We start from the raw sequence: 22,632 nt of genomic DNA on the forward strand, positions 1-22,632 counted from the left end.
GATAAACGAGACTGTGGCGGCGGCGCCTACAGATCCTCGGGGCCAAAGGCGTAGGGGAGAATTTTTTCGAAATCAATGCTGGTCGGAGTGCCCCGTCCCCAATCTGAGGGGCGCTCGGACTCCACTATGACGCGCTTGCACCCAAACTCGTGCAAGACCTGCCGACAGGCACCGCATGGGTGGCAGGGAGCCGCCTTGGCGCCGACAATGGCGCAAGCAGCAATCCTATGGTTGCCGCCATGCTCCGCGACCATGCGGAACACCGCTGTGCGCTCTGCGCAGTTGGTCACCCCATAGGACGCATTTTCGACGTTGCAGCCGGCGACCACCGTGCCGTCGTCAAGCAAAAGTGCGGCACCGACAGGAAAACCTGAATAGGGAACGTACGAGTTTTCCGTGGCGGCGTATGCCTTGGCCAGCAGTTCATCGTCTGAGATGTGGGCCATTGTGCTCTCCCTCCCCGAACCTGTTCGAGGTGTTTATGCGAACATACTTATGTGGGTACAAATGGAAAGTTATCCATTGACATTTGTTCTAGTACTGATGATAATCGGAATCAGCAGAGTTCACAAGACCAATATCGCTAAGCACAATCGCCAATAAAAGGAGCGAACAATGGCTGAAAAGTTCGATGTAGTTGACATCATCAAGGTAAAGCGTGATGGCGGTGAACTCGGTTCGGAAGAAATCGCCTGGGTCATTGACGCCTACACTCGCGGTGTCGTGGGCGACGAACAGATGGCGGCGCTGAACATGGCCATCTTCATCCGCGGCATGAATCGCCGTGAGATTGTGGATTGGACTCAGGCGATGATTGATTCGGGTGAGACCATGAGCTTCGCATCGCTGAGCAAGCCCACCACGGACAAGCACTCCACCGGCGGTGTCGGTGACAAGATCACACTGCCGCTGGGCCCACTGGTGTCCTCCTACGGCGTGGCCGTCCCGCAGCTGTCCGGCCGCGGCCTCGGGCACACTGGCGGCACCCTGGACAAGCTCGAGTCAATTCCGGGCTGGCAGGCCGATGTTCCGAATGATCGCTTGATGCAGATTCTGGAGGATTCCGGCGCCGTCGTCGCAGCAGCCGGTGCGGGTCTGGCACCTGCGGATAAGAAGATTTACGCGCTGCGTGACATCACCTCGACGGTGGACTGCATTCCGCTGATCGCCTCGTCGATCATGTCCAAGAAGATTGCGGAGGGCACTTCCAGCCTGGTGCTGGATGTCAAGGTCGGTTCGGGCGCTTTTATGAAGGACCTGGATCAGGCCCGCGAGTTGGCTCGCACCATGGTTGACCTGGGTAACGATGCGGGAGTTAACACCCGTGCACTGCTGACGGACATGTCCACTCCGCTGGGTCTGACCATCGGCAATGCCCTCGAGGTCCGCGAATCGGTGGAAGTGCTCGCTGGCGGCGGTCCTGCAGACGTCGTAGAGCTGACCTGTGAACTGGCCCGAAACATGCTGGAGCTGGCTGGCATCCACGACGCCGACGTGGAGCAGGCTCTGAAGGACGGCCGCGCTATGGATTCGTGGAAGAAGATGATCCGCGCTCAGGGCGGCGACCCGGATGCCGCGCTGCCGGTGGCGCCTCACACGCACGATGTGGTTGCACAAGCCGATGGTTACCTGACCAAGCTGGATGCACTGGCTCTCGGCGTTGGCTCCTGGCGCCTGGGTGCGGGGCGTGCTCGTAAGGATGATCCGGTGCAGGCCACGGCCGGCATTGAGATCTTCGCCAAGCCGGGCGACAAGGTGGTCAAGGGCCAGAAGCTGCTGACGCTGCACACTGAATCTCCGGATAAGTTCGAGCGCGCCCTCGAGTCTGTCGAGTCAGGCATTGAAATCGGTGACACTGCACCGACTGCCGAGCGTCAGATTATCCTCGATCGCGTGTCCTAAAAAAACTTGACGGGCTCACGCGTCCCCTCGAACTCGCCTCGGGCCCGCCGCCTATTTCCACTCATCCTCTTACGCTTTCCCAAATCTCCGAAAGGACTTGGTTTCTCCCATGACTTCCCGCGCTGATGTTGCCAAGATGATTGACCACACCCTGCTCAAGCCAGAGGCCACTTCTGACCAGGTCAGGGCTCTTATCGACGAAGCCGCGAAGCTCGGCACCTACTCCATCTGCATCTCCCCATCGCAGCTCCCGGTCGAGGTTCCGGAGGGCCTACACATCGCCACTGTTGTCGGCTTCCCCTCCGGTGCGGTGAAGGCCGAAGTCAAGGCCACCGAGGCCGCCCGCGCCGTAATCGAAGGTGCTGAAGAAATCGACATGGTCATCAACATCGCCTTCGCCAAGGAGCACCGCTTCGACGACCTTGAGGACGAAATCAAGACCGTTCGCGATGCCATTCCGGGCAAGATCCTGAAGGTCATCATCGAATCCGCCGCCCTGACCGATGAGGAAATCATCGCCGCTTGCAAGGCCTCCGAGTCCGCAGGCGCAGACTTCGTCAAGACCTCGACGGGCTTCCACCCAGCCGGCGGCGCTTCCGCCCACGCTGTGAAGCTCATGCGTGAAACCGTGGGCGATCGCCTGGGAGTCAAGGCCTCCGGTGGTATCCGCGATGCCGCCGCCGCTGAGGAAATGATCGCCGCTGGCGCCTCCCGCCTGGGCCTTTCCTCCTCCGCCGCCGTTCTCGACGGTCTGAAGTAGGCGAACCCAGATGCTCTCCGAACAGCTACAAGCCACCATCACCGACTGGATTGCCCACGATCCGGACGAGGCCACCGCCGCCGAGCTCTCCTCGCTTTACGACGAAGCCAAGGCCGCCAACCCCGATGCGATCGCTGAGCTGCAAAGCCGCTTTGCCGGTCTACTCGAGTTCGGTACCGCAGGTCTTCGCGGCGTCGTTGCCGCCGGCCAGTCCCGCATGAACCGCGCCACGGTCATCCGCGCCACCGCTGGACTGGTTGCTCATCTGAAGAACATTGTGGGCGACGACTTCACCGTGGTCATCGGTTGCGATGCCCGCCACGGCTCCGCTGATTTCCACCGCGATGCCGCAGCAGTGGTCGCCGCCGCTGGTGGCAAGGCCCTGGCCCTGCCACAGCAGCTGCCCACTCCGGTGACCGCCTTTGCAGTGCGCCACCTCAATGCCGATGCCGGCATTATGGTCACGGCCAGCCACAATCCGCCGAAGGACAATGGCTACAAGGTTTACCTCGGTGGCCGCGCGGTAGAGTCGGATTCCCGCCGAGGCGTCCAGATTATCGCGCCCCATGACAAGCAAATTGCCGAGGCCATCGCCGCTGCTCCACCAGCTGATGAAGTCCCGTGTGACTTCGACGCTGTCGAGCAGGTTGGTCCTGAACTGCTGGATGCCTATGTGGCGCGGGCGGCTGCGCTCGCAACGACGTCGTCAAGCGAAGAGAAGCAGGCAGCGAAGATTGTCCTCACCCCGATGCATGGCGTCGGCGGCGAGACTATCGTGCGCACGCTGAACGCGGCAGGTTTCTCGAACGTCAGCGTCGTGGAAAAGCAGTTTGCGCCAGACCCGGAGTTCCCGACGGTGTCGTTCCCGAACCCGGAGGAAGCCGGTGCGCTGGACCTCGCGTTTGAGCTGGCGCGTGCCGAAGACGCGGATGTCATTATCGCGGCTGATCCGGATGCGGACCGCTGCTCGGTAGCTATTCCGGACGGCCATGTCGACGGCGGCTGGCGACAGCTCTCCGGCGATGACATCGGTGCGTTTCTGGGTGAAGTCATCGGCTCGGATGCCGAGGCTCGTGGGATTACAGCCGTGACCAATGATGAGGGCGCAGAGTTCCCGGCCACAATGGCTAACTCGATTGTGTCCTCACGCCTGCTGGGCAAGATTGCTGCAGGTCATGGGCTGAATTACCGTGCTACCCTGACCGGCTTCAAGTGGATTGCTGGCGTGGACGGGCTCATCTTCGGCTACGAGGAGGCCATTGGCTACTGCACTGACCCGGCAGTCGTTCGCGACAAGGACGGTGTGTCTGCGGCGGTGCGTGTCGCCGATGCCGTGGCCCGGCTGAAGGGCCAGGGGCTGGGCATTCAGGACCTGCTGGACGATGTCGCCCGCGCCCACGGCCTCTACAAAACCGCCCCGCTTACCTTCCGCGTCGAGGACCGCTCGCTGATTACCAAGGGCATGGACACTCTGCGCGCTAACCCGCCTGCACAGCTGGCCGGATCGAAGGTCACGCAGGTCATGGACATGAATGACGGCCTGGACATGGTCGATGCCAAGGGCGAGAGCTACCACATCCCGCCTACCGACGGCATTCTCATCCTCACCGAGGCCAACGACCGCGTCATTGCCCGGCCTTCTGGCACGGAGCCGAAGCTGAAGTGCTACCTGGAGGTGGTGCTGCCGGTTGATGGTGATGACGGAAATGACGATGGTGGCACCGGCAAGGACACCGGCAGTGCGGCTGTCGCGCCGGTCGCGATTCCGCACGTGGCTGCGGCCGAGCGGCTCGACCAGATTAAGGCCGAGCTCAAGGAAATCCTGGGGATGTAGCCACTAACCGCTGACCGCTAACCACTTGGTAGCTACCAGCCCCACCTCGCAACAAACTGGGGTGCTCATGAACGAAACGGTCGAAAAGTGGCCATGAAGTCTCATGCGCATCCCAGTTTCGCATGTGCAGTCCCGGTGTCTCGGGCCAGCTCATAAGTCGGGTCATAAGTTAGTGACTGCGTTTATGACAAAAACAAGCAAAAATTAATGCCGAAACTGTCATAAACTTACGCAGTTTCTCGATGGCCGCGCCCTCATTTGAGGCTCACCACCTCATTTCGGGTCTAGCTAAACGCATCCTTGCCGCATTTTGGGATGACATGCGCCCCATAACATGCTTTAAAGTTTTCCCGGTAATACAATAAAAGACGTTAACCGAGTCCCCAAGGATGGAATACCGTTCGCTAAGCGGGTTGGTCTCATCACAGGGGAACATCCCCTCCTCGTGATTGGTACGTCCAGCATGCCGTATAACGAGTTCCCCAACTCAGACCCCAACTACAATTCGAATCCTTCCACCGGCTCGTTCGGTCCCGTGTACCCAAACCAGGCGCCCCAACCCCAACCTCAACAGCAGCCCCAATTCGCTGCGCAGCCAGCACCAACTTTCGCTTACGCAGCCCCGGCGTATCCGCAGCAGAACTCACGCACTTCCGGTGCCTTGATTGCGCTCATCTCAGTGCTGTGTGTGGTGTTGTTAGGTCTGATTGGCGCGGTACTTTATGTCACCCTAGGCAAAGATGACTCGGTGACTGCGGCCGACACACAGACGGCTGCCACTACACAGGTCGCTGCCGATGCTTCGAGTCAGCCCAACCCACCGGTCACGCAGACTGAGACCGTGGTCGTTCCAAACTCCGCGAACTCCGGTGGCTCTGCTGGGTCCTCGGGCTCGTCACGTGGCCTGGCTGGCGGCAACCTCTCCAGCGCATGGAAGGGCACGTCCTCAACGAGCGATCCGTTCGTCCGCAATGTCCACAGCGCCTACGTCCGCTACCGCAATTCCACTGGTGTGGAATCCGGCACCATCACGGCCTACAGCCCGACGACTGGTCTGACCTACAACATGTGGTGCCGCCCATCTGGCAGCAACATCAAGTGCACGGGTGGTCGTAATGCAGTGGTGTACATCGGCTAACGCCCACCACCCACAACCACCGTCGCAACACTCCAGTCCGCGACCTACGCCGCAACCTACGCCACGGCGTCGTCGCGACCGCCGTCTAGGTCGTGAAAAATCGCCCGATTCAGGCGAAATGCCTTCTTAGCCTCTTTCACAACAGCATCTTTGTCGGCATCCGAGATACCCAGTTCAGATAGACGCTGCCGGTAGCCATCGCGGTAGGGCTTAATTTTTCCAATCGCGGAGAAGTCATAGAACCGGGTTCCCTCCGCACCGATGCCGTAGTGCTTGGCCAGCATGGACGCAATCACCTGACCACCAGAAAGGTCACCCAGGTAGCGAACGTAATGGTGCGCCAACGCGGCATTGGCATTGCCATCACGTTCGATTTCACGAAGCTCGGCCACGTAGTTCCTGGTCGCCTCCACAGGCGAGATCTTTTCCCGCCAATCAGACCCCACCAAATGCTCGAGGTCGGCGGCTAGCGCCTCCAGACGCTCCAGTTGCGCATCATAGACCGCACTCACCTGCGTCGACTCCGCAGTGGACCGCACTGCCTGCTCCAAGGCTTCGTATACAAAGTAGAGCTGACCAGTTAAATCGATGGCCGCCTGCGCATTCAACTCCCCCGCAAGCAGTCTCGACATGAAGTCCGAGTTCTCCGCTTCACTGTGGACACCCGCAGTCTCCACCTTAAGCCGCTCTGCCAGAGGCTGAGCAGCCTGCTTGCCACCCTCTTTAATCGTGTTTTCAACCATGATTTTCTTCTTTCTCTGTGAGGTTCGGAGACTGGGGTGAGAGATTGTGGCCCGCGCGCTGAGGCACCAGCACGGGGTTGCCCGCGGAGTCCTGAAGCACTTCCACACCGATGCCGTAGACTTCGCTGACGGTCTGTGCATCCAGGGTTTCCGCCGGCGGACCTTGCTTTACGACGCGCCCCTGCGCCACCACCACAACGTGATCGGCATACGCCGCTGCGGCGGACAAATCGTGCAGGACCACGACCACGGCTTTGCCCGCCGCCGCGCGGGCGCGCATCATTCCCATGATTTTTTCGGCGTGGTGGAGGTCCAGGGCCGCGGTCGGTTCGTCGAGAAGCACGACGGGAGTGTCCTGGTAGAAGACGCGCGCGCAGTGGACGCGGGCGCGCTCACCTCCGGAGAGGGTCGGGACTTCCCGGTCAAGGAGGTGCGCGACGTCGCATTCGGTGATGACTTCCGCGAGCAGCTCTTCGTTCGCGCAGCCCCAGGGGTTGCGTCCGAAGTCGATGACCTCGCGGCTAGTGAATGGCACGGTCAGTTCTTGGCTCTGCACTAAGACAGCGCGGTAGCGGGCCAGGTCGGCGATGGAGAGCTTGGCAATAGAGTGCTCGCCAATCCGGACGTCGCCGCAGCTGAGCTCATGGTCGCCGGACAGCGCTGCGAGCAGCGTCGACTTTCCGGCACCGTTGGGGCCGACCAGCGCGGTGACTTTGCCGGGCTCGGCAAGCACGGAAATATTGTTCAGGATGCGGTGCCCGCCCAGGGTGATGCTGACATTGTCGGCAGAAATACCCAGACCAGGGTGAATTTCCATTAGTGCACCGCCCTCTTTGAGCGCAGGAGCAGCCAGAAGAACAGCGGACCACCGACAATCGAGGTGAGCATTCCCAGCGGCAAGTCAGCACCGGTAATCATGGTGCGAGCGGCAAGGTCAGCCAGCGTTGTGGCCAGCGCTCCGCCGAGGATGCATGCGGGAATCAGCGTGCGATGAGCTGGCCCCAGCAGCAGCCGCGCGGCGTGCGGCACAACCAGACCGATGAAGACGATGATGCCGGAAAACGCCACTCCCGCCGCCACGACCAGAGACGTGCCAAAAATGATGACGCGACGAAGCGTGACTACGTTAATACCCAGGTGACGCGCCTGCGTTTCACCCAGGCTCAGAATGTCCAGCTTGCGATAGCTGACCCACATGGCAATCACGGCCGGAACTGTCACCAGCGTAATGATGACAACCTGCATCCAGGTGGCGCTGGCAAAAGAGCCCATCTGCCAGAACACGATGCGGTCCCGAGCCGCCGTGGAGGCCACGAATGTCAGAAGCGACACCAGGCCACCACAAATGGAGTTCACAGCCACACCGACCAGAATGATTCGGGCGATGTCACGGCCACCATGCGCATTGGCGGCCACGACAGCCGTGGCCACCGCGCCACCAACAAAAGCCGAGACCGCAATGGCCCAGCTGCTGGCGAAGATGCCCAACGCTCCGCCGAACACCCCGGAGAGTCCGGCAGCGGTGCCCAACACAGTGGCGGTAGCAGCACCAACGGCGGCGCCGGAGGAAACGCCGATGAGACCGGGTTCGGCAAGCGGGTTGCCGAACACCGCCTGCAGTGCTACACCCGCAAGGGCTAGTCCCGCACCAACGAGGCAGGCCAGCGCGATGCGAGGCAGTCTCACCTGCCACAGCACGGTATCGATGGGCTCCGGTGTGTCACCGAGACCGCCGTTGAACACTAACCTCACCATTGAGCTCAGTGATTCCCCGATGGTGGCACCGAACTGCCCCACGGAGGCCGACCAGCCAATTGCCAGCACCAGCGCTAGGACGAGCCCGATGAAAACGGCTGCCTGTCTGAACGGACTAGTTTTGTTCGCGGTTGTCTGCATTGCTCAGCCGGTCACTTCCCCGCAGTCTTGTCAGCACTCGCACCAGCACCATTATCAGCACCAGAACCAGCGCCACCACCGTAGAGAGCATCCGCAATGGCGCGGATGGCACGCGGCGACTGCGAGTCAAAGGACAGCAGCTGCGAATCCGGCACGTCCACAATGGACTCATTTTGTCCCGCCGGGGTTTGCGCGATGCCCGGGATTTCCTTCAAACCTTCAATCCCACCGACGGACTCGAGGCCACCAGACATAACCAAGATGGTGTCGGGCGCCGCAGCAATCAGCGACTCCGGCGTAATAGGCGTGAACGCACCCTGGATACCAACACCCTCACCAGCATCAACACCGCCGAGGCGTGTAATCAGGGAACGCCCACCGGAGTCCGGTCCCGCAATCATAGCCACACCGGTTCCACGCACATACAGAATCATCATCTTGCGGCCATCGGCCTTAGCCTGCGCATATTCCGTCGCAGCTGCCAGCTCCTTGTCCAGGTACTCCTTCACAGGGCCAACTTGGTCAGCCAGGCCAACGGCATCCGCAACTTCGTCGATAAGCGTATTGATAGTCTCCGGAGTGCGCTCATCCGACACATGCACGACGGTGATGCCCGCCTTTTCAAACGTGTCGAACACGCGGCTAGGGCCAATGGAACCATCGGTAATGATGAGCTCCGGCTTCAGCTTCATAACCGACTCGGCATTGACCGCATGCCCGCCGATAGTGAGGTTCGGCAGATCCTTTACCGACGGGAAATCGGAGGTGGAGTCGCGCCCCACCAAGCGGTCCCCGAGACCAAGCGTGTAGACCGCACGGCTGAGCGCTCCCGCCCGGTCAAGGGTGAGAATACGCTGGTAGTCCTTGTCCGCCGCCGGTTTCGGGTCCTTTAGCAGCACCTCGGGGTTTTCCGAAGGTAGATTCGCATGCGCGGCGCCGTGAGCGGAAATGTTGTCGGCGCGCGGTACCGTCGTCACGCCAGCGCTTGACGACGATGCCTCCTGCGGCGCGGCATCATCGGAACCGCAGGCGACTAACCCTGCGACCAGGACAACACTCAGCAGTGTTCCGGCAAGGCTGCGAACGCGACAGGCAGGCACGGTGAACATACTCCCCCTCTGTGAGCTAACGCTGCACGGAGATAGACGACGAAAAATAATGGCTAAATAACGACTAACACTAGTAACAAAGACCCTAGAACGGACTTTACCCACTTACCCAAAGAATCTTAGGCTATCTTTTGGTTCTAGGTTAGCCTACCCTTAAATAAAGATAGTAATTTCTACAATCTTCGGAAGGACGTTACCTCCCATGACTACTCGCACACTCCAGCGCCGCGCAGCTCTCCTAGCTATCCCGGCCGTCGCCGCGCTGCCGCTTCTCGCCGCCTGTGGCGCAGATGACGCAGACGATACCGCGCAGGGCGCTGCCAGCGGCTCGGAAACCACCAGCTCAACTGAGGCTCAAGACACCGACGCTGACACGGACACCACCGCCGGCGAAGTAACCATGGAGGCCGAGCCGGTCAACGATCTATCCGAGGGCGATGTCATCTCCGTCGAGCTCTCCGGTCTCGACCCTGACTACGGCTACTACGCCGCCCTCTGCGCCGCCGAGAAGGCTCCAGGCAACCCTGTCCCAGACTGCACCGGTGACCGCAGTGCCGGCACCCAGTCGCAGCAGTGGATTACCAAGAAGTCCGGTGGCACCACCACCATCGCCGACGACAACACCGCACACTTCGAACTCAGTGTCGTCCCCACCGGCGAGGCCGTGGACTGTACTCAGCAGGACTGCGTGCTGAAGCTCTTCGGCGACCACAGCGAGGGCTTCGAGGACGTCACCGAAATCCCGGTTACCTTCGCAAAGTAGGCCAAACCACACACGCGCAGGCGTCGCAGTCCTAGGCTAAGAGCCATGGAAACCGACCAACCTGCGACTGCCAAAGACGCGACAACCCGCCGCATCACACTCCTGCCCGGCGACGGCATCGGCCCCGAAATCACCGATGCCTGCCGAGGGCTCATCGCCGATGTCTTCCCCCACTGGGAGCTAACAGAGGCACAAATTGGCTGGTCACAGTGGTGCGCGCACGGCAATCCCGTCCCGCAGGAAACCTGGGAAGCACTCGGACGCAGCGATGCTGCTCTGCTCGCGGCGATTACCTCCAAGCCCGCTCGCGAGGCTGAGGGTGAACTAGCACCTCATCTGCGCGGCACCGGCCTGACCTACCGCTCCCCTGTTCTCCAACTGCGCCAGCGCCTCGACCTCTTCGCCAACATCCGCCCGGTCACCCTGCCCGGCGCGGCTGCCGACTTCACCATCGTCCGAGAAAACACCGAGGGCCTCTACAGTCACGACTATCTCCTTCCGCCTCACGACGCCCCGGCCGACTCCCCGCACCACCACCTGTGGGCAGAGGTGGCGGAGGACTCGACGGTGGCTCGCGCCGTCGATAAGCGTGGCGACGTTGCGGTTTCTCTGCGCGTGACGACGTCCTTTGCGTGGCACCGCCTTGCGCAAGCGGCGGCCAAGTTGGCTCTCGCGCGGCAGGCGGCGCACCCGGATTCGGAGGCCACTCCGACGGTGACGGTGGCGGACAAGCCGAATATCCTGCGGGACTCTGCGCGTGTGATTCGCGGGGCGATTGAAGAGGTGGCGGAAGAGTATCCGCAGGTCACATTCGATTTTGCGAATGCGGATGCCGTGGCGATGCAGCTAGTGACCGACCCGGCGCGCTTTGATGTCATCATCGCGGAGAACCTCATCGGCGACATCCTCAGTGACATCGGCGCTGGGCTGATTGGCGGGCTGGGGCTGGCGGCGTCAGCGAATGTGGGCGACAACTTCGCGGTGTTCGAGCCGGTGCACGGTTCAGCGCCTGACATTGCGGGGCGCGGCGTTGCTAACCCAGCTGCGTTTTTGCTCTCTGCGGCAATGTGCGCGGAGCACCTTGGGGCACCGGCCTCAGAGCTTGCGCCCGCAGCCAAGCTGTGCAAGGCCGTCTACGCCGCGACTCGCACCGCGCCGACGCTGGACCTGGGTGGTACCGCGACTACCAGTGAGTTTGTGACTGCAGTGCGGGCAGAGCTGGGGTTGTAGGCCCCTCAGCTCCTACTGGAACTGGCTGAGGTCAATGCCTTCCAGCGGGTCGGACTCGCGGATGTCCTCCTCCGGCGGCAGCGGCACCTCGCAGAGCACAACTGCCGCACCACACGGGTCCTGCACGGTTGCCAACGGACCAAACTCGGTGGCCTGCGGGGCAACGAGCACGGAACCGCCCAGTTCCTCAGCCTTGGCGACAGCGGTGTCGATGTTCTCCACGCCGAGGTACGCCAGCCAGCCGACGAAGCTCTTATCGGCCGCATCGGTCTGTGCGGCAACCGAGCTGGCTACCAAGCCAGCGAATGGCGCCCCGTCTTCCATCGCGACTGCGAAAGTGCCGTGCTCGTTCTTGTTGCGCACTGCAATTTCCCAGCCAAAGAAGTTGTGGTAGAAGTCCGCGACCTGCTCAAAGGTCTCCTCCGGGCCTGCAACCAGCTCGAACCACACCGGGGTGCCTGGCTCGCCCGCTGCGATGAAGGCCTGTTCACCCGGCTGTTCCAGCAGCCCAATGAGGCCACCGGCGGGGTCGGAAACGACGGCCATCGTGGATCCGTCGACAAGCGGGGTCGGCTCTTGGAAGACCTCGGCGCCGAGCTCGCGCGCCTTGTCGACGGCACCAGCGGCGGAGTCGACATGGAAGTTCACGCGCCACTGGTTGACGAAGGCATCCTCAGCGTCCTTATCGGCCTCAAGCAGTACCGACACTGGCATTCCAGACAGCATGGCAACGCGGCGACCCGCGGAAGCCTCGCGGGCATCCTCATGGATTGGCGCAGTGTTGCGGTAAGCCCACCCGAGAACGCCACGGTAGAAGCGCTCGGTCTTACGCGGTGCGGCGGAGAGCAGATCTACGCGCAGGGGCATGCCAAATTCGGCGGGAAATGCAGGCATGAGTTACAGGTTCCTCCACTTTTCAGGATCAAAGTCATCATCGGCGGTGGCCTCATCAAAGTAGTCATCGTCGACTTCATCGGCGGTGGCCACGCGTGCCGACATACCGGCAACAGAGACGACGTCCCCTGGACGCAGCACCTTGCCACGACGAGTATCGACCTCACCGTTCACGCTGACCTGGCCCTCAGCAATGAGTTCCTTGGCCAGACCGCCCGTTTCCACCAGGTTTGCCAACTTCAGGAATTGCCCGAGACGGATGGACTCATCCCGGATTGCGACATCGATAGGCTCCATGCCCTTAAGTGTGTCATATCCGGTAATAATCTCGAACCGCCACACAGATGAGGCAGCACACCTTAACATCTTTCTCATGTCTAATTCACGGTCTCCGAAGCGGCCCCGAATCGCCAGCGAAGCGCCACCCCGCCCGCCGCTGCGTCATATTGTCGCCGCTTCAGTAGCTGTGAGTTTGCCGCTTATGACAATGGCGCTCATCTCAAACTCCATTTCCGACCTGCTGTTTTTGCCCCCTATTGGGGCCGCCATGGCACTCATCGTCGGTGCGCCGAACTTGCCTTTGGCACAGCCACGAAATGTCGTGGTTGGACACCTGATCGGCTGCATAACTGGCATCCTAATCTCGCGACTTTTTGGCGTCTCCATCATCACCGCGGCAATCGCCGCCGGTATCGCATTCGCACTTATGCTCATCGCTCGGGCAGCTCACTCCCCGGCCACCGCTACCGCGATTGTCACCGCACTGATGCCGCACGGCCCCGACATCGGCAACGACTTCCGCCTCCTTGGCTTCGTTTTCGCCTCTTCAATCATGATCGTGGCGCTGGGAATCCTCGCCAACCGGCTGCGCGGCCTTCGCTATCCGACGTACTGGTGGTAATTAAATGTATTTTTGAACACCAACGGCATTCAATAACACTCCCTGAGCCTGTTTAAAATGGAAGATAACGATTATGTGTTTCTAGATGATGTGGCAAAGAGGTTTTTCTGCTGTCTAAGTTGAGAATAAAGTGCTCTAGTTCGGCAGTTTTATCCTGTCTATACTTTATCCACTCTTCGTCCATCTCTTCACGCTTGAGAAAAATATTAATTGGATTAACATCTCCTTCATCGTTGACATAAGGGAGTTCACATATGAATGATCTAATATGTTTTCTTTGACTTAAAATCGGCCCAAACAGGATATTCTTAACCGCTTTTACGGTATATACCTTTAGCGATTCTGACGAACCTAAAGTGAGGTTCCTCCCGGCTTTCCAGATACATTCAATCGCGTTTGCAATACAAACCACAAGCCCCAAATCCTGCTCTGCAAGGGTTTGGGTTAGACTATAAAAGCTCGACTCCCCTTTACGTACACCAGGCTGACGCTGTTCATGCAAATATATAAATGGGTGCCCTGACAGCATTGGAAGCTCATCGTCTCCAACCTTCAAGACCATTTCGCTATCACTTTCTGGATAAATTGCTGATAATCCATGCTTAACCGAATTGTATAGAAATGACTCATCTAAATACCTTCCTGCTACAAACTTAAGAAGGATGCGAAAAGACTCAACCGCTTCAACCATGCGAGAGTCTGAATAATCGACCTCATTTACCCCCAAAAAGACTCGGCAAACTTCTTGCTCGTCAAAACCACAATTGAATTCCTTTAGAATCTTTTTCTTGAAAGCGGCGAAATCTTTATCTTTCGAAATAGCTACCCATGGTGCAGATGAAAAATCCCTATGCGAAAAATAGAATCTAAGAAGAGTTTCCGCTGCATGGTGAAATAAAACGACCGCCTCAGTCGCAAGCATACGCTCCCGCAATACCCGACGTGGCACCGGACTTCCACCTATAGTGACAGAACCCAGTTTTCGTTCATTTTTAAATATATTCTCTAATTCCTGGTCATCCACCACTAAAAGAGAGAGCATTTCCGTTTTCATAATAAAGTATTCACTCGGATTGGATTTATAGAATATGTTGTTCAGCTCATATTCTAACCCTCCAGGAAGATTGTTCTTTGTCTTCTTTTTACTATTCTTCCTACTCTTTCGAGACACTTTTCATTCTCTCCTTCATCCCTCATCGCACACATAGGTACGGATTTCTCCATCTACTCGTAGACTCGTGGTACCGCGTCTTACTTGTGACCCCGCGGATAGGTGCATTTTCAGCACTGCGACTAACTGCCCGGCGCAGATTTGCTTTGCCATCATCACGCACACCCAGGCCGAGCAGATGTATCAGTAAATTTTGCATCAACCCATCGTGTGATTTCCGCTAAGACAGCGTCGCCCAACAGTTCAACTGTGATCTCACTTGGAGAAATCACGCCGAAAACGTCAGCTCATCGTTCAACAGGGTAGCTCCGAACGTCACCATGATTGGATCCTTCAACAACTTCTTCCATAGCTTCACGAGTCCAGTATTAGTCTCTGCGTCATTTAACTGCTGGTTCATGTAACGCGTCATTCCATCATGAATCCTCTCGGAAAGCCTCGTTCGCGAACGACGTTGCTAGACAATCGTCGACAGCATATTGGTTACGACAACACAACTTCAACAGGAACGTTGCGGTGACCACAACTTGCTCAATGTTTCTCTTTAAAAGAGCCTAATGACACGAATGCTCCAGGGAACAGCATCTCCCGAGCTTCCTGGTAGCTGTGAGCATGGACGACAAGCGATACACCAATTCGGTCAGGCTCGTAGGGTTTCCAAGCTTAGTCTCGTCCAACCATGTCACAGCTTCACAGGCCTCGAAATTCAGTTGAGTAACTTTCTCCGGAGAGGACTCAGCTGGCTATAACGACTCCAGGAATGCAGCATCGCTGCCAAGGGGATAATTTTTGCGCCACACCGTTACCAATGGAGGCTACACATCCACTAAATCGGCGATTCACTGCTTCGAAAACACTCGCATGGGCATCATTATTCACCCCACCCGCGAAACTGGATTTCGTATTTGTTCGTCTACGATAGAGGGGAGCTCAGTTTCAGAATAGCGAATTATACAATCCAGCTAGACAGTGTTAACGCAATTGACACCCAGTAATGCCACTAGAAAGAAAGCAAATTCGAACCGTCACTTTGGTACCGCACTGCCATACGGGTCTTTACCTAGAACTCATTTCCCTGCTGGGTGAACAGAAGTCTTATAGCATCTCGTCAGCTTTAACGCTCCGTACACTGGACAATCTGAGTTTGAGAAATAGAATAAATAGAATGGACTTAACGCCGCCTGTTACGACAGGTTGGAAGACGCCCCTCAGAACCCCAGCCGGACGGTTGGATCTGGGGGTTGTCGCTTTTCACGCTCGCTAGTTGGAATCCGAGGTCTTTGTCAGCACCACAATGCTTTCTGCCAAAAACTCCCAACACTCAGCATGACCCTTTCCCGTAGGTTTAGTGCACCGAGAACGGCATCTGGAATCCACAAAAGAGGTTCATCTCCTCCACGCTTATGCTCGATTCTCATATTCTGAAACAGCCCTCGCCCCTGCAGCGCGACAATGTGTCCACGGTCCTTCGCATCTTGATGCTTAGATCGGCTCTCCATCACTACTCGATTAATGCCCATCTGGTCTAACTCGTAGTAAATCTGCTCTAGACACTTGCGGCGGAATCGTTCCTCTTTTCCAGATGCCTCACCATAATGCGACACGATTGCATTCATATTGTCGTGGTCAGCTATCGCCTTAGCGATATCCAATTTCCGGCTAATGCTCTCGTCAGTCCAGTGCAGCTTCTTTTGCCCTGGCGGTGACGCTATACGGCATGGGACAATTGTGCTCATGCCAAAGCAGTGGATCAACAACACGACGACCGAAAAGATTGTCATCGTCGGCGCTGGTGGTTTTGGGCGAAACGTGGTCAGCTTCATCAAGGACATCAACGACTACGCCGTGGAAAACGGAATGCCAAAGCAGTGGGAGATCCTAGGCATTATTGATGATGGCGCCCCGGATATGACATTTTTCCACAAAATGGGCGTGCAGTTTTTAGGTAAGACCGACATCTTCGCGGACTTGCCCAAGGGGGCCTACTACACAGTCGCAATCGGCAGCGGTGCTGCTCGACGTTCGATTGCGCAACGCGCAGATGCCGCGGGGCTCGTGCCCGCAACCCTGGTCCACCCAGACACCAGCATTGGCGCGTTGGTCACGCTCGGCGAGGGCACGGTCATCTGCCCCGGAGCACGCCTGACCTGCAATATTGAGATTGGCAAGCATGCCCAAATCAATATGAATGTCACAATCGGCCACGATGCGGTGCTGCGGGATTACTGCACAATCTTCCCACTCAATGCCGTGTCGGGCTTTGTCACACTTGGCGAAGCCTGCACACTAGGAGCCAATTCCGTAATCAACCCCGGCCTCACTGTCGGCGAGGGAGCGTACGTCGGATCCGGAGCCGCAGTTACCAGAGACGTCGATGACTACTCCGTTGTCGCCGGTGTTCCCGCAAGTGTGATTAAGAATCTGCGTTAGCCGAGACGTCCTTATCCGACGCCCCCTTGTCCGACGAACCGGTGAACTCGGTCATAGTCACTTGGCCCTCTTCTGAGATGCCTTCGCGCCTCAGCACCACCAAGATTGTGTCGAGGAGAATCTTCGCATCGAGCAGTAGCGACCAATTATCCACGTACTGCACGTCGTACTCGAAACGCTCTTCCCAGGTGATGCCATTGCGGCCCGACACCTGAGCAAGCCCCGTAATTCCCGGTGGCACCTCATGGCGGCGAGCTTGGCGCGGCGAATAACGTTCTAGATACTTCATGCGCAGCGGCCGCGGGCCAACGAGGCTCATATCGCCACGCAGAACATTGATGAGCTCCGGAAGCTCATCCAAGCTTGTGGAACGAAGGAATTTTCCTACCTCCGTGAGGCGGGACGCATCGTCGACAAGCCCCTTTGCCGGATTGACGTGGTGCATCGTCCGGAACTTGAGGATATTAAACGGCTCACCATCCTGACCCGGGCGTTCCTGGCGGAATAGGACTGGCTTCCCCATGGAAAGCCGTACTGCCAGCGCCGTAGCACCCATAACTGGGGACAGCACAATCAGGCCTGCTGCAGACGCCGCGACGTCGATGCCACGCTTAATTACCCGTTGCGCGCGGATGCTCAGTGAATCCATTGGTCATCTCCTACTTCTCGTTGAACATTTCGCGCAAGAGCTTTTCGGCACGCGCATCGACTTCCGCATTTGAACGGTTCCCAACCAGCCAACCGACCGCACCGACCGCACCGGCCGCCGCAAACGCAGCTGCCGCAACGCGCAGCTTCTTGTTGTCATCCTTGTTGTCAGGCGCACTTTGCTTGACGACGGCCACCGCTGGCCTCGACTCCGGAACAACCGGCTCTGCGGTATCGGTGACCATGACTGGTTCGGGCTCAGCTGCGGGTTCTGGTTTCGCTTCCGGCTGCGGCTCCAGCTCTGGTTCTGCCGATGCTGTGTCCTGTGCGCGGCGCCGTAGGCTCAGCATTGCAAATGCTGCTGCAAAACCAAATAGCCATAACGAACGGGAATCGTAGTAGTAACCAGAAAAAACCTGTGCCACAAGAACCGCGAATGCCACAGCTGCGGTTAGACCAGCTTGAAGAAACTTGAATAAGTGGCGACAGGCGATTGCCAACACAACCAGCACGATCACAAGCAGGCCGATACCTATGACACCCGCTTCAGATCCGACTGTGTAGAAGATATTGTGCGGATGTTCCAGCGGGCGTGAAGACCTCGGTGTCGACAGCACAACGAAACTGTGTAGACCACCACCAAAGATGCGGTGTTCTCCCATGATTCGGAAAGCTTCATCGTGAAGATAACCGCGCCCAGAATCATGTTCTTTTTCGAAGGTCAACTGGATAAAGCGCGTCTTAAAGTACTCTTCAATCTCCGTACCCGCGATGAACCGCGAGTATCCATATGCAATCGCTGCGACTACAGCGACATAAAATACAGTCGCCCACTTCCAACCCCAGTGAAAAAATACAGCTATAGCGGTAAAGAGGACTACTACCGTGGTGGCAACCAGTACACCGCGGCTTCCCGAAGCGACGAGACCGTAAGCAAATGGCGCTGCGAACAAGAGAGCTGCCCACATGAACTTACGCCACAGCATAAAAAACACAGCTGCCGCGATGCCATACAGCATGAAACGGGCAAACACATTCGGACCCCCGCCGAACGCAGTCATACGTCCAACATATTTCGGACCAGTAATGCCACCGTAGAGAAAAATAAGTGAGCAAATGGCTACGGCTAACCACAGCCACACCAGTGCCTGCGGATGCAAATAAAACAGTATTGCTGACATCGTGGCGATGAGCTCAAGCATTATCAACGCAGCAACGACAGGAGCTACTTCGGCGGCTTCAGGAGCCCATAGTCCGGACAGCATCATCCAAAACAGCCAGGCGTAGAACGCCACTAATGCCCATACGGCCATCGGCCACTGCTTTATATCGCCAGCGCGTTTCATCGCATTCAGTAAACTCTGGCGCTGCGCTTCTGGAGTGCCGACGGTGGTAAGGATTGCAACAATCACCAAAATCGGCAATGCCAAAGATAAATCAGGAAGCGCTGCGGAGACATCCTTCATCGTCGTGTCGCCAACGTAGAGGACACCAGCAAACATTCCGGCGGCCACCACAATAAGCAGCGACTGCAGTATTGGTTTTCGCTGTTTTACAGCTTCTCCAGCTACCTCAGTAGAAGTCATCCCAGCACTTCCTTCAAAACACCAATCACCCGCGCGACGTCATCATCATCCAACGCAGGACCACTAGGAAGAGTAATGCCACGGGAGAAAAGATTCTCAGCGGTGCCGTTGATGGTCGCCCGCGCGCCCTCGTACACCGGCTGCAGGTGCATCGGCTTCCACAGATGACGAGCCTCAATGTTGGCCTCACCCAGCGCCGCAATCACGCTGTCCGGGCTCAGCACGCCCTTATCGACGGCCTCCTGTGGCAGCACAATCGAGGTCAGCCAGCAGTTCTCGGTGAAACGCTCATCGGAGTCAGAGAGCAAGCGAGTACCTTTACCAGGGGCATCGTCGTCAAGCGAGGCAAGCAAATCGATGTACGCATTACGAATCTGGCGACGGCGAGCAATCATGTCGTCCAGACGCGAGTGCTGCGCTCGCCCCAGTGCGGCAAGCAAATTGGAAAGGCGGTAGTTGTAGCCGATTTCGGTGTGCTCGTACCAAGCGACGGGCTGACGCGCCTGCGTGGACAGGTAGCGCGCGTGGGCGATGAGCTCAGCATCGTTGGACAGCAACATGCCACCGCCGGAGGTGGTCATAATCTTGTTGCCGTTGAACGACAGCGCAGCGGCACGGCCAAAGCTGCCAGCCGACTGACCATCGACACTGGCACCGAGCGCCTCGGCGGCGTCCTCAATCAGCGCGACGCCCAGTTCTTCCAGGCGTGGCGCGAAGGCCGGGTAGTCAGCGCAGCGGCCGAAGAGGTCCACGACCATCACGGCGGGAACGTTCTTGCCCTCGGCAAGCAGCTCATCGACGGTGCGGAGCAGCAGCTCAGGATCGATGTTTCCATCCTCTGTGGCATCGACAAACACCGGCGTTGCGCCGACATAAGCAATGGCGTTGGTCGTGGCCGCAAAGGTCATGGTGGACACCGGGATGTAGTCGCCTTCCCCAATGCCCAACGCAAGCAGTGCCAAGTGCAGGCCAGCGGTGCCGGAAGCCAGTGCAAGCGCATGCTCGACACCGCAGCGTTTGGCAATCTCGGCCTCAAACGCATCTACCTCGGGGCCCAGCGGAGCGACCCAACCGGAGTGCAGCGCGCGGACGACAGCCTGCTCTTCTGCTTCAGTGACTGTCGCAAGCGAAAGAAAAATCCGCTCATTGGACTTATTAGCGGCGGAGTTTGTCATTACTACTGAACCTTTCGGACGCGGTTGAGAACCTCGATGAGCTGGTTGTACAGGCTGTCGCGAGCAAAACATTTCTCGCCTAGCTCGCGGTTGCGCTGTCCCGCTGCGCGCATTTCATCGCGGTCGGAGATGATCTCAGCGAATCGCTTGGCCGCTGTCGGAATGTCCCGAGAGAGACGCCAACCGGCGTCGTGCTCAGTCGCTGCTTCCTCCAGCCAACCACCGTGGTTGAACACCACCGGGCGCGATGCAGCCATGGCGTCGAAGACCTTGTTTAGCGAGTTACCCTCCAGACAGGGGTCATCGCGCAGCGGCGACAGTGCGATATCGGCGGCAGAGACATACTTCGCGACATCTTCCTTCGGCTGGCGGCCGAGGAACATGGCATCGGCATCGAGGCCAGCGTTCTTGGCGCGCTGGTACAACGCGTCTGAGTCACTTCCCTGTCCCAGCAGGACAAAGCGCACGTTCTCCACGCCATCACGACGCAGCTGCGCCGCCAGGTCAACAAGCCACTCCAGCTGGTAGGACATGCCAAAACCACCGGCATAGACGGCAACCACGTCATCGCCCCAGCCCTGCTCCTTACGGAAAGCCGCGCGCTGCTCGTTTGGAATATCAAAGCGCTCAAAGTCCGACGCATTCGGAATGACGGTCACACGCTTCTTCGGCGCCACTTCCTTAACACCATCGGCCATTGACGGCGACAGCGCCACGACCTCGCTCGATGCCGCATAAAACGCCTTTTCCAGCTGCTTGGCCAGGAAAATCGCCACCGGATTATTGAGGTACCCCAACTTAATCGGCACCTCTGGCCACAGGTCACGAATCTCCGCTACTAACGGCGCACGCTGGGTAAACTTCGCCACAATTCCCGGTACCGCCACAGTCAGCGGAGTCGAGGACGCGTAAACCACGTCGGCAGGCACACGTGCAGAAACCACGGAGGCACGCACCAGGAAGTTCAGAAAACTGGTGATACGCTCGCGCTTCGACATTTCATTGCGGTACGGAATCGCTAGACGACGCACGTGGATGCCATCAACAGTTTTATCCATGGCCTCATCGCGACCACAGATCATTGTCACCTCGTGGCCTGCGGCGGCCATTCGGCGGGCGAACTCGTAGGGACGGGAACCACCCGGCTCACCGGGGAGAACAAAGTGCTGGTGGATATAAGTGATTCGCATTGTTTAGCTTTCCTCGATTACGTCGACGGGGAGTTCTTCGTTGGTGGTTGATGGATTTTTCTGGTCTCCGCTTGGCTGCATCAGCGCCACTGCTGCAACAACGGCTGCTGCAAAGTAGACAATTGCGCTGGTCCACGCGAGGCCGAGGGCATCTCCGAGGAGAATGCCAATCGGGTAACAAACGACAGCGATGACTGCGGAAATGAGCTCCACTCGGCCGATTCGGCGGGGATTGTCGCTGCCAAGAATTTCACCGCACAGGTGTCGGTAGCAGCCGAGCACCACAGCCGCGATAGTCAGTGGCAGCACCAGCTCTTGGGCAGGCTCAAATTCATGGCCAAATACCGGCACGATGAGGAAGTAAAGCGCCACACCACCGAGCGCACCAAGTGCGCCGTACGCTGCAGTGACGATGCCAAGGTGTCGGAGCACACGAGACGGGGTGAGTTCGCGCCCCCTCTGGTCGCTGGTGCGCTGATCGGCGACCGACTGCGCGACCCAATACAGCGGCTCTGTCGCCGTCGCCACGACCACGAAAAGGCCTAACGACGCCGGCGAAGCCAGCGCCGGCAGTAAAACGCGCCCCAAGCGTGTCGTCGTCAGTGGCCCCAGACCCGATGCGATGAACGGGGCATTTGTACGAGCCGTCTCGACAACTCCGCCAACACGAGAATCGGTATACTCGCGTGACTTCGCCAGCGACCAGATTGCCAGGGGCAGCGCCGGGAAAATGTAGGCCGCAGCCCACCAGCGCCAGTCCTCGACTCCTGCAAAATACAATGCAGTGCTAATCAGCAGTACTGAGCCTTGGAAACAGACGAATACCGCGACGAAGAAGGACACCCGATGGCGGCTGATAGCCATGGCACGAACCATGGAAAATGACACGGTGACCAAGGCGACAACGCCGGCCATTGCCGTCCACGGCCCGTAGACGACACCTGCAATGACACAGGCAATCAGAGCGACCACAGCCATGGCAATCCCGCTCGGAATGAGACCGTGATCGTGATCATCGCGGCGCAGCAAAAGCCGGTCGGCGCCGAAACCGACAAATGGTGCCACGATATAGGCAAACTGCAAAACGGTGGCGACCTCACCTCGACCGGTGGGTCCTAGTACTCGCGCGGAAAGAATACTGACCACAAAAGCGACGATTGCGGCGAGCGCTGAAGCTGCCGAAATCGTCGCAACTGTCCGAACTCTTTGCGCCAGCTGCCCGGAACTAGAGGAGCTGGTGGTTGTCACGGTGTGGAGTCTTC

23 protein-coding genes are annotated in these 22,632 nt (G+C 58.3%); 8 read left to right on the forward strand and 15 right to left on the reverse strand.

The genetic code is table 11. The features are described 5' to 3' along the window. Positions 1-26: 26 nt before the first annotated feature. On the reverse strand, positions 27-446 hold the full coding sequence (locus ADA16_RS09945; RefSeq protein ID WP_048761579.1) for a cytidine deaminase: 420 nt from the start codon (positions 444-446) through the stop codon (positions 27-29). Between the two features lie 169 nt (positions 447-615). Here ADA16_RS09945 and ADA16_RS09950 point away from each other — a divergent pair, with 169 nt between their 5' ends. From ADA16_RS09950 to ADA16_RS09965, 4 genes are all read left to right on the forward strand, one after another. Continuing rightward, positions 616-1,902: a thymidine phosphorylase gene (locus ADA16_RS09950; RefSeq protein ID WP_048761582.1), complete on the forward strand. Its 1,287-nt coding sequence runs from the start codon at positions 616-618 to the stop codon at positions 1,900-1,902. A gap of 109 nt (positions 1,903-2,011) precedes the next feature. After that, positions 2,012-2,662, forward strand: a complete 651-nt coding sequence (gene deoC / locus ADA16_RS09955; protein WP_048761585.1) for a deoxyribose-phosphate aldolase — start codon at positions 2,012-2,014, stop codon at positions 2,660-2,662. 10 nt (positions 2,663-2,672) lie between these two features. Next, positions 2,673-4,496, forward strand: a complete 1,824-nt coding sequence (locus ADA16_RS09960; RefSeq protein WP_048761588.1) for a phospho-sugar mutase — start codon at positions 2,673-2,675, stop codon at positions 4,494-4,496. 445 nt (positions 4,497-4,941) lie between these two features. Continuing rightward, the gene (locus tag ADA16_RS09965) at positions 4,942-5,634 is read left to right on the forward strand and encodes a hypothetical protein (protein ID WP_048761590.1); all 693 of its coding nucleotides are present in this window, start codon (positions 4,942-4,944) and stop codon (positions 5,632-5,634) included. A 56-nt stretch (positions 5,635-5,690) separates the two neighbouring features. Here ADA16_RS09965 and ADA16_RS09970 read toward each other — a convergent pair whose 3' ends face one another. From ADA16_RS09970 to ADA16_RS09985, 4 genes are read right to left on the reverse strand one after another with little or no spacing between them, the layout of a single operon-like run. After that, complete coding sequence (locus ADA16_RS09970) at positions 5,691-6,377, reverse strand: heme oxygenase (biliverdin-producing) (RefSeq protein WP_048761593.1); 687 nt, start codon at positions 6,375-6,377, stop codon at positions 5,691-5,693. Further along, complete coding sequence (locus ADA16_RS09975; RefSeq protein ID WP_048761596.1) at positions 6,370-7,194, reverse strand: heme ABC transporter ATP-binding protein; 825 nt, start codon at positions 7,192-7,194, stop codon at positions 6,370-6,372. Before ADA16_RS09975 ends, ADA16_RS09970 begins: the two co-directional genes overlap by 8 nt. Continuing rightward, a complete protein-coding gene (locus ADA16_RS09980; protein ID WP_048761599.1) occupies positions 7,194-8,273 on the reverse strand; it encodes a FecCD family ABC transporter permease in 1,080 nt (359 codons plus the stop codon). The genes ADA16_RS09975 and ADA16_RS09980 overlap by 1 nt, the downstream gene beginning before the upstream one ends. An 11-nt stretch (positions 8,274-8,284) precedes the next feature. Continuing rightward, positions 8,285-9,382 (reverse strand): heme/hemin ABC transporter substrate-binding protein, encoded by a 1,098-nt coding sequence (locus ADA16_RS09985; protein WP_048761603.1) that lies wholly within the window; start codon positions 9,380-9,382, stop codon positions 8,285-8,287. Between the two features lie 202 nt (positions 9,383-9,584). Between ADA16_RS09985 and ADA16_RS09990 the strand changes: the two genes are divergently transcribed. Next, complete coding sequence (locus ADA16_RS09990; protein ID WP_048761606.1) at positions 9,585-10,145, forward strand: neocarzinostatin apoprotein domain-containing protein; 561 nt, start codon at positions 9,585-9,587, stop codon at positions 10,143-10,145. 45 nt (positions 10,146-10,190) lie between these two features. Further along, positions 10,191-11,375: an isocitrate/isopropylmalate family dehydrogenase gene (locus ADA16_RS09995; protein WP_048761609.1), complete on the forward strand. Its 1,185-nt coding sequence runs from the start codon at positions 10,191-10,193 to the stop codon at positions 11,373-11,375. Between the two features lie 12 nt (positions 11,376-11,387). On the opposite strand, the gene ADA16_RS10000 is transcribed toward ADA16_RS09995, so the two are convergent. Together ADA16_RS10000 and ADA16_RS10005 are read right to left on the reverse strand one after the other, a co-directional pair. Continuing rightward, positions 11,388-12,269 (reverse strand): VOC family protein, encoded by an 882-nt coding sequence (locus tag ADA16_RS10000; RefSeq protein WP_038627226.1) that lies wholly within the window; start codon positions 12,267-12,269, stop codon positions 11,388-11,390. A 3-nt stretch (positions 12,270-12,272) separates the two neighbouring features. After that, complete coding sequence (locus ADA16_RS10005; RefSeq protein ID WP_005510922.1) at positions 12,273-12,566, reverse strand: RNA-binding S4 domain-containing protein; 294 nt, start codon at positions 12,564-12,566, stop codon at positions 12,273-12,275. A gap of 76 nt (positions 12,567-12,642) precedes the next feature. Between ADA16_RS10005 and ADA16_RS10010 the strand changes: the two genes are divergently transcribed. Continuing rightward, complete coding sequence (locus ADA16_RS10010; RefSeq protein WP_048761612.1) at positions 12,643-13,170, forward strand: HPP family protein; 528 nt, start codon at positions 12,643-12,645, stop codon at positions 13,168-13,170. 52 nt (positions 13,171-13,222) lie between these two features. Here the strand turns inward: ADA16_RS10010 and ADA16_RS10015 are convergent, their stop codons facing one another. From ADA16_RS10015 to ADA16_RS10020, 3 genes are all read right to left on the reverse strand, one after another. Further along, the gene (locus ADA16_RS10015; RefSeq protein WP_048761616.1) at positions 13,223-14,341 is read right to left on the reverse strand and encodes a hypothetical protein; all 1,119 of its coding nucleotides are present in this window, start codon (positions 14,339-14,341) and stop codon (positions 13,223-13,225) included. A gap of 268 nt (positions 14,342-14,609) precedes the next feature. Next, complete coding sequence (locus tag ADA16_RS11200; protein WP_161797599.1) at positions 14,610-14,753, reverse strand: hypothetical protein; 144 nt, start codon at positions 14,751-14,753, stop codon at positions 14,610-14,612. A gap of 871 nt (positions 14,754-15,624) precedes the next feature. Then, positions 15,625-16,077, reverse strand: coding sequence for a hypothetical protein (locus ADA16_RS10020; RefSeq protein WP_048761619.1), 453 nt, complete (start codon positions 16,075-16,077; stop codon positions 15,625-15,627). Here ADA16_RS10020 and ADA16_RS10025 point away from each other — a divergent pair. Further along, entirely contained in the window at positions 16,076-16,771 is a 696-nt protein-coding gene (locus ADA16_RS10025) for an acetyltransferase (protein WP_048761622.1), read from the forward strand. The two genes, ADA16_RS10020 and ADA16_RS10025, sit on opposite strands and share 2 nt — an antisense overlap. On the opposite strand, the gene ADA16_RS10030 is transcribed toward ADA16_RS10025, so the two are convergent. Genes ADA16_RS10030 through ADA16_RS10050 form a run of 5 tightly spaced genes read right to left on the reverse strand, consistent with a single transcriptional unit; the run spans position 16,755 to position 22,618 of the window. Next, entirely contained in the window at positions 16,755-17,420 is a 666-nt protein-coding gene (locus ADA16_RS10030) for a sugar transferase (protein ID WP_048761624.1), read from the reverse strand. The two genes, ADA16_RS10025 and ADA16_RS10030, sit on opposite strands and share 17 nt — an antisense overlap. Positions 17,421-17,430: 10 nt before the next feature. Next, entirely contained in the window at positions 17,431-19,005 is a 1,575-nt protein-coding gene (locus tag ADA16_RS10035; RefSeq protein ID WP_048761626.1) for an O-antigen ligase family protein, read from the reverse strand. Continuing rightward, complete coding sequence (locus ADA16_RS10040; protein WP_048761630.1) at positions 19,002-20,180, reverse strand: DegT/DnrJ/EryC1/StrS family aminotransferase; 1,179 nt, start codon at positions 20,178-20,180, stop codon at positions 19,002-19,004. The genes ADA16_RS10035 and ADA16_RS10040 overlap by 4 nt, the downstream gene beginning before the upstream one ends. Before the next feature lie 2 nt (positions 20,181-20,182). After that, entirely contained in the window at positions 20,183-21,370 is a 1,188-nt protein-coding gene (locus ADA16_RS10045; RefSeq protein WP_048761632.1) for a glycosyltransferase family 4 protein, read from the reverse strand. Between the two features lie 3 nt (positions 21,371-21,373). Next, positions 21,374-22,618, reverse strand: a complete 1,245-nt coding sequence (locus ADA16_RS10050) for a lipopolysaccharide biosynthesis protein (protein ID WP_048761635.1) — start codon at positions 22,616-22,618, stop codon at positions 21,374-21,376. Between the last annotated feature and the right edge of the window lie 14 nt (positions 22,619-22,632).

Source organism: Corynebacterium vitaeruminis, from assembly GCF_001054325.1.
Taxonomy (GTDB): domain Bacteria; phylum Actinomycetota; class Actinomycetes; order Mycobacteriales; family Mycobacteriaceae; genus Corynebacterium; species Corynebacterium vitaeruminis_A.

Bases quoted from the DNA above. Each gene is read 5' to 3' on its own strand.
- ADA16_RS09990 (WP_048761606.1), top strand. From the start codon at position 9,585: ATGACTACTCGCACACTCCAGCGCCGCGCAGCTCTCCTAGCTATCCCG.
- ADA16_RS09985 (WP_048761603.1), bottom strand. From the start codon at position 9,382: ATGTTCACCGTGCCTGCCTGTCGCGTTCGCAGCCTTGCCGGAACACTG.
- ADA16_RS10020 (WP_048761619.1), bottom strand. From the start codon at position 16,077: ATGAGCACAATTGTCCCATGCCGTATAGCGTCACCGCCAGGGCAAAAG.
- ADA16_RS10045 (WP_048761632.1), bottom strand. From the start codon at position 21,370: ATGCGAATCACTTATATCCACCAGCACTTTGTTCTCCCCGGTGAGCCG.
- ADA16_RS10030 (WP_048761624.1), bottom strand. From the start codon at position 17,420: ATGGATTCACTGAGCATCCGCGCGCAACGGGTAATTAAGCGTGGCATC.
- deoC (WP_048761585.1), top strand. From the start codon at position 2,012: ATGACTTCCCGCGCTGATGTTGCCAAGATGATTGACCACACCCTGCTC.
- ADA16_RS09975 (WP_048761596.1), bottom strand. From the start codon at position 7,194: ATGGAAATTCACCCTGGTCTGGGTATTTCTGCCGACAATGTCAGCATC.
- ADA16_RS10040 (WP_048761630.1), bottom strand. From the start codon at position 20,180: ATGACAAACTCCGCCGCTAATAAGTCCAATGAGCGGATTTTTCTTTCG.
- ADA16_RS10000 (WP_038627226.1), bottom strand. From the start codon at position 12,269: ATGCCTGCATTTCCCGCCGAATTTGGCATGCCCCTGCGCGTAGATCTG.
- ADA16_RS09980 (WP_048761599.1), bottom strand. From the start codon at position 8,273: ATGCAGACAACCGCGAACAAAACTAGTCCGTTCAGACAGGCAGCCGTT.
- ADA16_RS10025 (WP_048761622.1), top strand. From the start codon at position 16,076: ATGCCAAAGCAGTGGATCAACAACACGACGACCGAAAAGATTGTCATC.
- ADA16_RS09995 (WP_048761609.1), top strand. From the start codon at position 10,191: ATGGAAACCGACCAACCTGCGACTGCCAAAGACGCGACAACCCGCCGC.
- ADA16_RS09960 (WP_048761588.1), top strand. From the start codon at position 2,673: ATGCTCTCCGAACAGCTACAAGCCACCATCACCGACTGGATTGCCCAC.
- ADA16_RS10005 (WP_005510922.1), bottom strand. From the start codon at position 12,566: ATGGAGCCTATCGATGTCGCAATCCGGGATGAGTCCATCCGTCTCGGG.
- ADA16_RS09970 (WP_048761593.1), bottom strand. From the start codon at position 6,377: ATGGTTGAAAACACGATTAAAGAGGGTGGCAAGCAGGCTGCTCAGCCT.
- ADA16_RS10035 (WP_048761626.1), bottom strand. From the start codon at position 19,005: ATGACTTCTACTGAGGTAGCTGGAGAAGCTGTAAAACAGCGAAAACCA.
- ADA16_RS09950 (WP_048761582.1), top strand. From the start codon at position 616: ATGGCTGAAAAGTTCGATGTAGTTGACATCATCAAGGTAAAGCGTGAT.
- ADA16_RS11200 (WP_161797599.1), bottom strand. From the start codon at position 14,753: ATGACGCGTTACATGAACCAGCAGTTAAATGACGCAGAGACTAATACT.
- ADA16_RS10010 (WP_048761612.1), top strand. From the start codon at position 12,643: ATGTCTAATTCACGGTCTCCGAAGCGGCCCCGAATCGCCAGCGAAGCG.
- ADA16_RS09945 (WP_048761579.1), bottom strand. From the start codon at position 446: ATGGCCCACATCTCAGACGATGAACTGCTGGCCAAGGCATACGCCGCC.